Here is a 12,293-nt window from a genome sequence, read left to right as displayed (position 1 = left end):
GCCCCCGCGACGCGGACTGACGCCCCGCGCCCCGGCCGGCGCCCCGGCTCACCCGCCGGGCGACTCCGGCGGCCCGGCGGGCGGGTCCGCGCTGACGGGCGTCGCCTCCGGTTCGCGCCGGGTGTAGACCTCGCCGGCCTTCAGGCGCCCCTCCCCGAACAGCTCCGACACGGTCACGAGCGTGAAGCCCCGCTTCTGCAGGCCGTCCACGATCTGCGGCATGGCCTGGACGGTCGACGCGTGCACGTCGTGGTAGAGCACGATGTCGCCGCGGCCCGAGTCCCGCAGGCCGGTCTTCACCTTGCGCGCGACGTCGGCGCGCCGCCAGTCCTGCGGGTCCACGCTCCACAGGACGACCGGCAGCCCGGCGGCCTCCGCCACCGCCGCGTCGACCGCCCGGTACGGGGGCCGCATCATCGCGGGCGCGACCCCGGCGGCGTCCCGCACGGCGTCCTGCGTCCGCCGGATCTGCTCCCGGACGCCGTCCCGCGACAGCGTCGTCAGGTTCGGGTGGTTCCACGTGTGGTTGCCGATCTCGTGGCCCTCCGCGACCATCCGCCGGACGACGGCCGGATGCTCGGGGACGTGGATCCCCTGCACGAAGAACGTGGCGCGCGCCCCCGCGCGGCGCAGCGTGTCGAGCAGCGTCGCCGTGTGCGGCCCGGGGCCGTCGTCGAACGTCAGCGCGACGCACTTCGCCCGCCCGCAGTCGATCCGCCGGGGCGGCACCGGGCCCGGCGACCGCGCTTCCGTCCCGGCCTGCGCGTCCCGTCCGGCCCGCCCCGCCTCCGGGCGTCCGGCGCCGCCGCAGCCGGAGAGCAGGACCAGCAGTCCGGCGACGAGGGCGACATTCCGGTACCGCACCACGAACCCCCGATCGTGTTGCTTCGCCCGCCCACTACCCTCCGCGACGATCTCGACACCTGGCCGGCGGCCCGCGGACGGTGCCGCGGGCGCGGGTCAGTCGTCGCCGGAGCCGACGTACGCGGCGCATCCGCACGGTGTGCCGTCGTGCCAGCGCCGCTCGTCGACCCAGCCGGTGTCCCAGTCGTCGTCGCGGTACACGCGCTCGTGGCGCCAGCCGGGCCGCCGCCACGTGCAGCCGCCCCGCTCGGGGGGTTCGTGGTGGATCCTCGAGTGCCCGCACAGGCGGCAGCCGGACGCGTGGCCGAAGGGCGCGCGCCGTCCGTCCGCCGCGCGGCGGCCGCCCGGGGGCGCCGGCGCCGGGCGCTCGCGGGGACGGGCGCGGGGCGGGCCGCGCCCCGCGCGGCCGGTCGTCCCGCTCCCTGCGCGGGACCAGGTCGGCGGCGTACCTGGCCGCGAAGTACAGCATCAGGACGAGCGGCACGGCGAAGACCGCCAGTGCGACGATCGCCAGGATCGGGCCCACCACGGGAGCTCCTCCGACGGACGGGGCGGGTCTCGATGATCCTGCACGAACGGCGTCGGCGGAAGGTCGCGGCGGTGGCGTCCCCGTGAACTCCTCGCGGCCCCGCGGGTGAAGACCGGCGACCGCGCGACGACTCGCACGGCGACCGCAGCGAACGGAGCCGCATGATCCACATCCCCCGGGGCACCCGGGAGCCGCCGCCGGGCGGCGCCCCGCCCCCCGCCCCGCCCGAGGACGGAGCGGCCGCGCTCGCCGACGGGCGGATCGTCGAGCGGTCGCGCAGCGAGCCGGAGGCGTTCGCGGAGCTGTACGACCGGCACGCGCCGGCCGTCCACCGGTACGTCCGGCGGCGGCTCGGCGAGCAGGCCGCCGAGGACATCGTCGCCGAGACGTTCCTGGCGGCGTTCCGGCAGCGGAACCGCTACGACACGGCCCGCCCGGACGCGCGTCCCTGGCTCTACGGGATCGCCGCGAACCTGGTCGGCAAGCACCGCCGGTCGGAGACGCGGAAGCTGCGCGCGCTCGCCCGGACGGGCGTCGACCCGGTCGCGGACACGGCGACGGAGCGGGTGGACGAGCGGGTGAGCGCGTCGGCGGCGTCGCGGCGGCTCGCGCGGGCGCTGGCGGGGCTGTCCGCGGGCGACCGGGAGGTGCTGCTGCTCGCGGCGTGTCCGCCACGGGACCCGATCCCCGCCGGGACGGTGTTCGGCGACCAGGCGCTGGAGGCGGCGGCCATCGTCGACGAGCCGGGCGTGCGGCCGTGACCCCGCCGCCGCCCGCCCGTGCGGGCGGGCGGCGGCGGGGCGGCGTCAGCGGACGGGCCAGTCGGGGACCTCGGGCGGGAGGTCCCGGGTGACCTTCAGCGGGAACTCGGCGGGGCGCTTCTCCAGGAAGGACGTGACGCCCTCGGCGGCGTCGCCCGCGCCGCCGAGGGCGGCCATCAGGCGGGAGTCGGCGACGTGCGCGTCCCACGGCGACGGCGCGGAGAGGCCGGACCACATCAGCCGGCGGATCGCGGCGACGGAGACCGCCGAGGTGTTCTCGGCGATCTCGCGGGCGAGCGCGTACGCCGCGGGCAGCAGCTCGTCCGCCGGGAGGACGCGCGACACGAGGCGTCCGGCGAGGGCCTCGTCGGCACCGAAGACGCGCCCGGTCGCGGCCCACTCCATCGCCTGCGAGATGCCGACGACGCGGGGCAGGAACCAGCTCGACGCGGCCTCGGTGACGATGCCGCGGCGGGCGAACACGAACCCGAACTTGGCCTTCTCGCAGGCGAGGCGGACGTCCATGGGCAGCGTCATCGTGACGCCGACGCCGACGGCGGCGCCGTTGAACGCGCCGATGACGGGCTTGAGGCAGCGGGCGATGCGCAGCGCGACGGTGCCGCCGCCGTCGCGGGGGGTGCCGTCCTCGAGGAGGTCGTCCCCGGCGAACATCTCCTTCGACCGCTCCTGGTCGAACGTGCCGCCGCCGGTGCTGAGGTCGGCGCCCGCGCAGAACGCCCGGCCCGCGCCCGTCACCACGACCGCGCGGACGGCGTCGTCGGCGTCGATCCGGTCGAACGCGTCGAGCATCTCGTTGCGCATCGTGAACGTGTAGGCGTTCATGTGGTCGGGACGGTTCAGGGTGATCGTGGCGATCCCGTCCGCGACCTCGTACTCGATCTCTTCGTACGGCACTCGCGACCCCTCTCTCGTTTAGAACGCGATTCTAGAGGCGGCCGGTCAGGCGTCCGCCTCCGGGAACAGCGCGACGACGACCTCGCGGCGCCACTCGTCCGGGTCCCTATCGGGCGCGGGCGGGACGGGCGTGAGCGCGCCGCCCGCGGGACGCAGCCGGACGACGACGTCCGGCGCCAGCTCCACCTCCGCGGGGACCTCGGGGGCCGCCGCGACCCGTACGGCGAGCGCGCCGAGGACGCGCGCCCAGCCGTGCCCAAGGTAGGGCGGAAGGCCGGAGACGGTGAGTTCGGGACGGCCCCGGACGGACAGGCCGACGGTGCGCAGCGACAGGCCGTCAGGCCCCTCGGCGCCGGTGATGCGGACCTCGCTCATGCACGAACCGTACGGGGCGCGCGGGCGTGAGACGGGTCACGCCCGGCCGTCCGCACTCCCCAACCGACCATGTAAGCAAGCCTTTGTCCGATATTTTGTTACATGTGAACTGGGCCGTGACGACGTACGACTCCGCCTTCGGGTACGTCTCCGCGCACGGCGCGCCCCTGGTGGACCTGCTCGACCCGCAGCCCGGCGAGCGGATCATCGACCTCGGGTGCGGCACCGGCATGTTCAGCGCGGAGATCGCCGAGCGGGGCGCCGAGGTGCTCGGCATCGACGGCAGCCCCGAGATGGTCGCGCAGGCCGCCGCCATGCACCCCGGCCTGGCGTTCATCGTCGGGGACGCGCACGACTTCACCGTCGGCGAGTCGTTCGACGCGGTCGCGTCCAACGCGGCCCTGCACTGGATGACCCGCGACCCGGACGCCGTGATCGGGCAGGTGCACGCCGCGCTGCGGCCCGGCGGGCGGTTCGTCGGCGAACTGGGCGGCGCGGGCAACTGCGCCGAGCTCGTCGCCGCGATGCAGACGGCGTGGCGCGTGTTCGGGCTCGGCGAGCCCGAACTGCCCTGGTACTTCCCGAGCCCCGCCGAGTACGCGTCCAAGCTGGAGGACGCCGGGTTCACGCTGCGGCTGCTGGAGCACGCCGACCGCCCCACCCGGATGGTCGAGGGCCCCGACGGCGCCGCCGACTGGATCCGCGCCTACGCGGGCCGCGCCCTCGACACCGTCCCGCCCGAGCTGGTCGAACCGCTGCTCACCCGCGTCAACGACCTCGCCGCGCCCGCGCTGCGCCGCGAGTCCGGCTGGGTCGCCGACTACGTGCGGCTCCGGTTCGCGGCCGTCCGCAAGCCGGACGGCGCCCCGCACATCCCCGGCGGCCCGCTGCCGACCGACCCGCCCCTCTGACCTGGGCGAGCACGAACGTAGAGTGTGATCATGCGGCTCTACGACCACCGCACCGGACGGGTGGAGGACCTGCCGCCCGGCCCGCTGCGGATCCACCTGCACGGCGGCGGGGCGCGCGCCCTCGTCACCGCCGACCTGCTGCGCCGGCTCGCCGAGCGGGGCCGCCGCCCCGCCCGGGTCACGCGGGCCCCGGCCGTCGCGCCGGACGGCTGCACGTTCGACGACCTGCGCGTCCCCGACTTCGAGGTCGCCGACGCCGCGCCCGAGGGGGCGCTGCTGATCGGCCCGACGCCCGCGCCCGGGTTCTCGCTCGTCGTGTTCTCCGACGGGCGCGTGCCCGGCGACCCGCTCGCCGTCCGGTTCGCCCTGCTGCGGGCCCGCTACCGCGACCCGGTGCTCGTCGACGTCGCCCGCGCCCGCGACGACCTCGCCCGCTGGCGGTCGCGCGTCGCCGACTGGGCCACCGCCCCCGGCCGCCCCCTGCACCGCGGCTACGCCGCCGAGGCCGAGGACGCCCTCGCCGACGACCTCGACGGCCCGCGCGCGCTCGCCGTCCTCGAACGGCTCGCCGCGGACCCGGACGTCCCGCCGGGCGCGAAGCTCGAGACGATCGTCCACCTCGACCTGGTCCTCGGCCTCGACCTCGTCTCCGCGATCGGACGCTAGGTGATCTCGATGAGCGCGCCGTCCGCGAGCAGCGCCGAGACCGGCCGCGCGAACAGGTAGGCGGTGCCGCCGCCCGGCTGGTCGAACCACGGCACGGCCGTCCCCGTCAGCGCCTCCAGCGGGCGCCGCAGCCGGTAGACGTGGTACGGCCGCCGCTCCCAGTCGGGCGGCAGCGACCGCCGCGCGAACGGGGTCCGCGCCGCGTACGTCATGTTGCCGCTGGGCGGGCCGTACCGGTCGACCTCGGTGCCGGCGGCCAGCCGCGTGCGGTGCCGGTCGCGCAGCAGCGTCAGCGGCGGCTCCCCGTCCAGCGGGTCGATCGGCCCGGCGCGGCGCGGCGCCATCAGCAGGCTGCCCAGCAGGTACGCGGCGGCCTGCGCCGGATCGTCGAACGCCGCCGCGCCCTGCCGCTCGCCGCCGTCCGTCCGGTACACCGCCCAGCGGCCGCCGTCGTAGCGCAGGCACCAGGCGCCGTCCGCGTCGCCGCGGATGCGGTACTCGCCGGGGTCGACGCCCAGGTCGTCCAGGCGGGACCGGAGCGTGACCGCCCACTCCTCCTCGACGCGCGTCCCCGGGCCGGGCGCCGGAGCGGGCCGGGCGCCGGCGGGCTCCACGGTCGTGCGCGGCGCGGGCCGGACGTCCGCCGGCTCGACGGTCGTGCGCGGCGGCGCGGACCGGACGTCCGCGGGCTCGACGGTCGTGCGCGGCGGCGCGGACCGCTCGCCCGTCCCGCCGTCCGCGCCGAACGGCGCGTACGGCGCGGTGTCGCCGGGGCGCGGCCCCGGCGACTCCACGACCGTCCGGGGGCTCTGCCCGGTGTCGCGGCCGGTGACCGACGCGCCCGCCGCATCCATCGCGTCGTCGTCCACCGGCGGCACCCGGAACCCCTGCGCGCGGGCGTGCGCGACCAGGTCGGGCTCCGGCGGCACCCCGTGCTCCCGCAGGTAGTAGCCGACCGCGCCCGACCACACCCACGTCCCGTCGGTGTGGAAGGTCAGCGGGACGCGGTCGCCGCGCGACGGGTCGAGGCGGTCCGGGGCGTGGGAGCGGGCGGCCATCACCAGCGGCGCGCCGCGCAGGTACTCGGCGAGCGGCCCGGCCTCCTGCGGCGGCACCAACGGGCGGGACACCGCGGGGCGCCCGTCCTCCGGGTCGACCCGGTCGAAGATGCGGGCGCGCCGCAGCCCGCCGGGCGCGCGCCGCTCCGGCTCCTCCGGCGCGGCGACCACCGTCGCGGGGGCGGGCGCGGGCCCGAGCAGCCGCGCCATCCACTCCGGGACGTCCTCGCGCGGGAACCGCTCGAGCTCCCGCCGGACGTCGTCGGCGGACGGCGCGGCGTTCCACTGCGGCTCGTCGTCGAACGTGAACGACGCCCGGCACCGCACGCCGCCGTCCTCGTACAGGACCTCGAAGTCGATCCGCGACCAGGTGGACCCCTGGAACCCGTGCGTCCCGGCGCGGAGCCGGTCCAGGACGCGCGCCGCGGCGGCGGGCGGCGCCCACGTCGACATCGTCCCGTCGGCCTTGTAGCACATCATCGGCGGGAACTCGACGTGCCCGCCGGCCGCCTGGTAGTAGCCGAACACCTTCTGCCACAGCGGCGGCGCCTTGTCGGCGACGAGCACGCTCAGCGGCCCCGACAGCAGCTCCATCTGCTCCATCGGGTTCAGCGGCCCGGCGGCGGGCGCGCCGTCGTCGCCGGACGGCTCGCGGTCGTCCAGCCGGGCCGCCAGCCACGCCGGCATGTGCACGCCCTCGCGCGGCATGACGATCTGGTCGCGCCGCCAGCAGTCCACCGGGATCGGCGGATCCCACTCCGGGTCGAAGTCGTAGTTGTAGAGGGGCCGCGCGCCCTCGGGCTCGACGATCAGCGTCATCGAGAACCAGGTCCCCTGCTCGGACAGGTAGTGGGCGCGACGCAGGTCCAGCAGCGCGCCGGTCAGCTCCTCCGGGACGCCGTCGGCGGGCGTCACCGTCTTGCCGTCGCCGGTCAGCACGGTCAGCGCCACGTCGCTCACCGCGATCGTCGCGAGGCAGTGCAGGTCGATGCGGCGCCACCCGGGCGGCGCCAGGTCCCGCACCAGCCGGACGACCCGTCCCTCCAGCTCCGCGATGCGATCCTGCTGCTGCGCCACCGGGCAATCCCCCTCGATCTTCTCTCCACGAAGATTAGCCAGGATTACCGGATTGCGACCCCCCGCGGCCTTCGGCAGGCTCGGACGCATGATGACCATGGAAGAGCTGCTCGAGCTGGAAACCCGCGGGGAGCTCCCGGAGTTCGTGCTGTTCTGGGGCGGCCCCCGGCCGAAGGGGCAGCTCAGCCAGTGGCTCCACGCCCCGTTCACGATCGACGGCGTCGAGTACGCCACCGCCGAGCACTACATGATGGCCGAGAAGGCCCGCCTGTTCGGCGACCGGCGGGCCGAGTCCCGCATCCTCGCGAACCCGTCCCCCGCGATCGCGAAGAGCATCGGGCGCGAGGTGCGCGGCTTCGACGAGGAGACGTGGGCCGCGCACCGGTACGGCATCGTCGTCCGCGGCAGCGTGGCGAAGTTCGCCGCCCACGAGCACCTGCGCGAGTACCTGGCGTCCACCCGCGGCAAGGCCCTGGTGGAGGCCAGCCCGGAGGACGTCGTCTGGGGCATCGGGCTCGACGAGCACCACCCCGACGCGCGGCGGCCGTCCCGGTGGAAGGGCACCAACCTGCTCGGCTTCGCGCTGATGGAAGCCCGCGACGCCCTCGCCCGACCTTAAGATCATTTCGAGGGTCCGGCCCTGCGGCCGCACGCATCGAGACGATGAGGAACACGGCGTTGTCCAGTGACGATCTCGCGCCCGGGACGGCGCCGCTGCGGCCGTCCGATCCCGTGGCCATCGGCCCGTACCGGCTGGAGGGGCGCCTCGGGTCCGGCGGGCAGGGCACCGTCTACCGGGGCGTCGGCGACGACGGCCGCCGGACCGCGGTCAAGCTCCTGCACGAGCACCTCATCGTCGACGAGGCCGCCCGGCGCCGGTTCCTCGACGAGGTCGAGACCACCAAGCGGGTCGCGGCGTTCTGCACCGCGCAGGTGCTCCGCACGGGCGTCGAGGACGGCCGGCCCTACATCGTCAGCGAGTTCATCGACGGCCCGTCCCTGCAGGACTCGGTGGCCCGCCGCGGGCCCCGCGCCGGCGCCGCGCTCGAACGCCTCGCCCACAACACCGTCACCGCACTGGCCGCGATCCACCGCGCGGGCGTCGTCCACCGCGACTTCAAGCCCGCGAACGTCCTGCTCGGCCCGGACGGCCCGGTCGTCATCGACTTCGGCATCGCCCGCGCGCTCGACCTCAGCCAGTCCCACGGCAGCGCCGTGATCGGCACCCCCGGCTACACCGCCCCCGAGCACCTGCGCGGCGAGCGGGCCGGGCCCGAGGCCGACATGTTCGCGTGGGGCGCCACGGTCCTCTTCGCGGCCCTCGGCCGCAAGGCGTTCGGCGGGACGAGCGTCGCGACGGTCATGCACGCGGTCCTGCACGAGGAGCCCGACCTGACCGGCCTCGAACCGTCGCTCGCCGAGGTCGTCCGGGCCTGCCTGCACAAGGACCCCGCGCGGCGTCCCACCGCGCACCAGGTCGCCGAACGCCTCCGGGACCTCCCCGGCCCCGTCCGGCACCCCCGCGCCCCGGAGGACACGGCGCGTCCGGACGACGCCGCGACCGAGCGGACCGCGGCACCGGCGGCCCCCCGGAAGCCGGGCCGCCGGATCGCGGCGGCAGCGGCGGCCGTCGCGGTGATCGCGGGCGCCGCGTACGCGGTCGCCCCGGCCCTGACGGGCGGGGAACCGCCGAGCGCCTCGGAGGACCCGGCCGAGACCGCCCCCGCGAACGCCGCCGCCCCCTCGCCCGCCGCCACGTCGCCCTCGCCGTCACCGAAGCGGTCAGGGAAGACCGCTCCGGCGGCGAAGTCGGACCCGCCGGGGCCGAACAAGACCGGACCGTCCGCCCGGCGTACAACCGGCACGACACCGAGCCGGCCCTTCTCGGGCCCCGACCTTCACTGCGGCTCGTGGCGGTCGGCCGTCCAGGGGTCACCGCTCCAGGTGCGGGTGTGCACGCGCCTGAACGTCGCCGGCGCGTCCGCGACCTTCGGGATGCAGGTCAAGAACACGGGCGCCGAGCAGGTGACCGTGGTCGCGCTGGTCAAGTACCACGACGGTGCGACGAAGAGCTGCCCGCAGCGCTCGTCCCCCTGGCGAGGGATCAGCCTGGCGCCCCGGGGCTCATGGTGGAGCGACATGGGCCAGTGCTCGGTGTCCGGCCTCGAAGGGGTCTCCTTCCAGGGCGCCGCCTGGGCGATGGCGGACCCCGACGGAACGACCGACCCGCAGCTCGGCGCGGCCAAGTACTCGCCGAACATCCACTACAACGCCGACGGCGAACCGCTCTGCCGGACGTCCGAGGGGACATGGCCGCCCTGCTGAGCTCAGGCGCCCTCCTCGACGAAGAAGGCGATCCAGTCGGCGACCATCGCGGGCGCGTCGGCGCCCTCGGCCTCCAGGACGTTCCGGGTCAGGACGCGCGTGCGCCCCGGCCCCTTCTCCCGGACGTCCGTCAGCGTCGCGCGCACCCGGACCCGGCGGCCGCTCCGCACCGGACTCAGGAACCGCACCCGGTCGACGCCGTAGTTCAAGCCGGACGCGCCGCCGAAATCCAGTTCGCGCTTGTGGAACGCCACGAGCATCGACAGCAGCAGGAAACCGGAGACCGGCCGCTCCCCGTCCGGATCCCTGCCGGACGGGGAGCGGCCGAGGAACTCCTCGCGCAGCAGCGTCGCGTGCCCGAACGCCTCCTCGTCCGCGGCGTCGAGACGGACCCACTCCGAGCAGAAGAGCTCCCGGCCGACCAGGCCGGGAAGCTCCGCGAGCGAGATGGCCACAGGGGGACGCCCTTCCGTGCGGGGCCCGCGTGCGGGCCGTGAAGCACGATCATCGCGCGGGACGCGGTGCGCGGTGCGGGCGCCCCCGCGGCCCGCTCAGCCCCCGGCCAGGCGGGCGGCTTCGGCCAGCAGGTCCGCCTGCCGGCGGCGGTCGGCAGGGAACGGCATCCCGATGACCCGGTGCACGCCGGCCTCCGCCAGCTCCGCGAGGCGCTCGGCCGCCCGCGCGGGGCCGCCGGTGAGCAGGCTCTCGCGCGCGGCCTCCTCGCTCATCCCGTACTCGGTCAGCCCCCGCACCTGCGCATCGATCTCCGGCGCGGGCACGTCCCCCAGGCCGAAGCTGAGGCCGACCGTCACCTTCGGCACGGGCCGTCCGTACTCGGCGGCCAGCGCCGCGATGCCCTCCAGGCCCGCGGCCACCTCGGCGGGCGTCGAGAACGCCGGATACCACTCGTCGGCGAAGCGGGCGACCCGCCGCTCGGGCCCCGCGCCGATCAGCATGGGCGGCATCGGCGCCCCCGGCGACAGCGTCACCTCCGCGCCGTCCACCAGGGTCGGCTTCCCCTCCACGAGGCCCGGCAGGACTTCGAGGGCCGCGTCGGTGCGCCGTCCGCGCTCGGCGAACGGGACCCCGACCGCGCGGAACGCCGCGTCGCCGTGCACCGGCCCGCCGCTGCCGACGCCCAGCAGCACCCGCCCGTCCGACAGGTGCTGCAGGCTCGCGATCTGCTTCGCCGCCCAGGCCGGCTCCCGCAGCGGCAGCACCATGACGCCGAAGCCGACGCGGACCCGCCGCGTCACGGCCGCGACGGCGGCCAGGACGAGCGTCGCGTCCAGGAACGGCCGCCCGGCGGGGATCAGGTGGTCGCCGACCCACACCGACTCGAACCCGGCGTCCTCCGCGTGCCGGGCGTGCCCGGCGACCGTCGCGGACGTGTCGACGCCGTGGCTCGGCAGGTTCAGCCCGATCTTCATCGCCGCACCTCCAGCAGCGTCTTGCCGACGGTCCCGCGCGACTCGATCGCCGCGTGCGCGCCCGCCGCGTCCGCCAAGGGGAAGCGCCGCCCGATCAGCGGACGCACCGCACCGCGCGCCGCGTCGGCGAGGACCCTCTCGGTGCACGCCCGCACCTCCTCCGGCGTCGGCGCGAGCTCAACGAGCGTCACGCCGCGCGCGGCGGCGTCCTCCTCCGCGATACCGGCCCACTCGCCGCTCGCGAGGCCGAACGACACCATCCGTCCGCCGTCGCCCAAGAGCGTGAACGCCTCCCGGGCGATGCCGCCGCCGACGCCGTCGAACACGACACCGACCGCGCCGGCGCCCGCCGTCCAGCCGGGCTCGCGGTAGTCGACCACCTCGTCGGCGCCGACCCGGCGCGCGACGTCCGCCTTGCGCGGCCCGCCGACCGCCGCGACGACGACCGCCCCCGCCGCCTTCGCGAGCTGCACGAGAAGCGTGCCGACACCCCCGGCCGCCGCCTCGACCAGGACGCGCTCGCCGGGACGCGGCGGGGCGGCGCGCAGCAGCATCGCGGCCGTGCGGCCGTCCGCCAGCAGCGCGACCGCGTCGTCCAGGCCCAGCCCGTCCGGCACCTCGAACACCCCCGCCGCGTCCACGGCCGCCAGCTCGGCGTAGCCGCCGGACCCGCCCGTGGCGCTCACCACGCGCCGTCCGACCAGCGCGGGATCGGCGCCCGCCCCGACCGCCGTCACGATCCCCCCGACCCCGTTCCCGGGGACCACGGGCGGCTCCGCGCCGAACGGGGACGGACCGCCCGCCCGCATCTGCGTCTCCACGAACGTGATGTTCGCGAACTCGACCTCGACGAGCGCCTGCCCGTCCCCCGGCACCGGATCGGGCGCCTCACCCGCAACGAGCACCTCCGGCCCGCCGAACTCCGTCAACCACACCGCACGCATACCGCCTCCGCTGGCCGCACTGCCGAAAACCGCACAACACGGGCAGCATGCAACCTCAACCAGACTTGACCTCAAGCCCGCGCACCGGCGAAGGAGGAACCCGTCGTGAGGTCACGCCCCCGTCGCCTGCCCCTACCGACCACTCCCGCCACACGGGGGACGCAGGGCTGACGAATCCCTTTTCCGCCCCCGGCCGCATCTGTAAGCTTTCGCCGTACTCCGCCCCGCTGCCGGACGACGAACAGGGATGGCGATGCGCGCCCCGTTGGTACGTTCCCCCGCCCGGACGGTCCGCCGTGCGGCCCCGGCGCCGACGGCGCGCACGTCGTCCGCGTGCGCGACCGCGCTCGTCCTCGTGCTCGCGGGCTGCGGAACGTCCGGCACCTCCGGCGGCGACCTCGACCCGACCGGCACCTTCGCCACCGGCCCCGCGTCCGC

At 76.4% G+C, this 12,293-nt stretch carries 12 protein-coding genes; 5 read left to right on the top strand and 7 right to left on the bottom strand.

Features of this window, described 5'->3' with window-relative positions:
* Window positions 1–48 precede the first annotated feature (48 nt).
* A complete protein-coding gene (locus DMH08_RS35275) occupies window positions 49–864 on the bottom strand; it encodes a polysaccharide deacetylase family protein (protein ID WP_125620448.1) in 816 nt (271 codons plus the stop codon).
* A 690-nt stretch (window positions 865–1,554) separates the two neighbouring features.
* Here DMH08_RS35275 and DMH08_RS35270 point away from each other — a divergent pair.
* Window positions 1,555–2,154, top strand: coding sequence for an RNA polymerase sigma factor (locus DMH08_RS35270; protein WP_125620446.1), 600 nt, complete (start codon window positions 1,555–1,557; stop codon window positions 2,152–2,154).
* Window positions 2,155–2,199: 45 nt separating this feature from the next.
* Here the strand turns inward: DMH08_RS35270 and DMH08_RS35265 are convergent, their stop codons facing one another.
* Together DMH08_RS35265 and DMH08_RS35260 are read right to left on the bottom strand one after the other, a co-directional pair.
* Complete coding sequence (locus DMH08_RS35265) at window positions 2,200–3,069, bottom strand: crotonase/enoyl-CoA hydratase family protein (protein ID WP_125620444.1); 870 nt, start codon at window positions 3,067–3,069, stop codon at window positions 2,200–2,202.
* 45 nt (window positions 3,070–3,114) lie between these two features.
* Window positions 3,115–3,444, bottom strand: coding sequence for a hypothetical protein (locus DMH08_RS35260; protein ID WP_026401364.1), 330 nt, complete (start codon window positions 3,442–3,444; stop codon window positions 3,115–3,117).
* A 104-nt stretch (window positions 3,445–3,548) separates the two neighbouring features.
* Between DMH08_RS35260 and DMH08_RS35255 the strand changes: the two genes are divergently transcribed.
* Together DMH08_RS35255 and DMH08_RS35250 are read left to right on the top strand one after the other, a co-directional pair.
* Window positions 3,549–4,355 (top strand): class I SAM-dependent methyltransferase, encoded by an 807-nt coding sequence (locus DMH08_RS35255; RefSeq protein WP_026401365.1) that lies wholly within the window; start codon window positions 3,549–3,551, stop codon window positions 4,353–4,355.
* A 30-nt stretch (window positions 4,356–4,385) separates the two neighbouring features.
* Entirely contained in the window at window positions 4,386–5,021 is a 636-nt protein-coding gene (locus DMH08_RS35250) for a hypothetical protein (protein ID WP_125620442.1), read from the top strand.
* Here the strand turns inward: DMH08_RS35250 and DMH08_RS42125 are convergent.
* Window positions 5,018–7,156, bottom strand: coding sequence for a TNT domain-containing protein (locus DMH08_RS42125; protein WP_233618007.1), 2,139 nt, complete (start codon window positions 7,154–7,156; stop codon window positions 5,018–5,020). The genes DMH08_RS35250 and DMH08_RS42125 overlap by 4 nt on opposite strands.
* A gap of 88 nt (window positions 7,157–7,244) precedes the next feature.
* On the opposite strand from DMH08_RS42125, the gene DMH08_RS35240 reads away from it, so the two are divergent.
* Window positions 7,245–7,775: an NADAR family protein gene (locus tag DMH08_RS35240; protein WP_125620440.1), complete on the top strand. Its 531-nt coding sequence runs from the start codon at window positions 7,245–7,247 to the stop codon at window positions 7,773–7,775.
* Window positions 7,776–7,834: 59 nt separating this feature from the next.
* Window positions 7,835–9,481, top strand: coding sequence for a serine/threonine-protein kinase (locus DMH08_RS35235; protein ID WP_158642446.1), 1,647 nt, complete (start codon window positions 7,835–7,837; stop codon window positions 9,479–9,481).
* Between the two features lie 2 nt (window positions 9,482–9,483).
* Here DMH08_RS35235 and DMH08_RS35230 read toward each other — a convergent pair whose 3' ends face one another.
* The 3 genes from DMH08_RS35230 to DMH08_RS35220 all read right to left on the bottom strand — a co-directional run bounded on the left by DMH08_RS35230 (window position 9,484) and on the right by DMH08_RS35220 (window position 11,855).
* The gene (locus DMH08_RS35230; protein WP_125620436.1) at window positions 9,484–9,936 is read right to left on the bottom strand and encodes a MaoC/PaaZ C-terminal domain-containing protein; all 453 of its coding nucleotides are present in this window, start codon (window positions 9,934–9,936) and stop codon (window positions 9,484–9,486) included.
* A 96-nt stretch (window positions 9,937–10,032) separates the two neighbouring features.
* Window positions 10,033–10,911, bottom strand: a complete 879-nt coding sequence (locus DMH08_RS35225; RefSeq protein ID WP_125620434.1) for an LLM class flavin-dependent oxidoreductase — start codon at window positions 10,909–10,911, stop codon at window positions 10,033–10,035.
* Window positions 10,908–11,855: a zinc-binding dehydrogenase gene (locus DMH08_RS35220; protein ID WP_026401370.1), complete on the bottom strand. Its 948-nt coding sequence runs from the start codon at window positions 11,853–11,855 to the stop codon at window positions 10,908–10,910. The genes DMH08_RS35225 and DMH08_RS35220 overlap by 4 nt, the downstream gene beginning before the upstream one ends.
* Window positions 11,856–12,293: the final 438 nt, after the last annotated feature.

The sequence above is a fragment of the Actinomadura sp. WAC 06369 genome (assembly GCF_003947565.1).
Taxonomy (GTDB): Bacteria; Actinomycetota; Actinomycetes; order Streptosporangiales; family Streptosporangiaceae; genus Spirillospora; species Spirillospora rifamycini.
This window is presented reverse-complemented; position numbering and strand designations above follow the sequence as displayed.

Excerpts from the sequence above, each read along its gene's own strand:
- DMH08_RS35270 (WP_125620446.1), top strand. The coding sequence starts at position 1,555 with ATGATCCACATCCCCCGGGGCACCCGGGAGCCGCCGCCGGGCGGCGCC.
- DMH08_RS35260 (WP_026401364.1), bottom strand. The coding sequence starts at position 3,444 with ATGAGCGAGGTCCGCATCACCGGCGCCGAGGGGCCTGACGGCCTGTCG.
- DMH08_RS35250 (WP_125620442.1), top strand. The coding sequence starts at position 4,386 with ATGCGGCTCTACGACCACCGCACCGGACGGGTGGAGGACCTGCCGCCC.
- DMH08_RS35240 (WP_125620440.1), top strand. The coding sequence starts at position 7,245 with ATGATGACCATGGAAGAGCTGCTCGAGCTGGAAACCCGCGGGGAGCTC.
- DMH08_RS35225 (WP_125620434.1), bottom strand. The coding sequence starts at position 10,911 with ATGAAGATCGGGCTGAACCTGCCGAGCCACGGCGTCGACACGTCCGCG.
- DMH08_RS35220 (WP_026401370.1), bottom strand. The coding sequence starts at position 11,855 with ATGCGTGCGGTGTGGTTGACGGAGTTCGGCGGGCCGGAGGTGCTCGTT.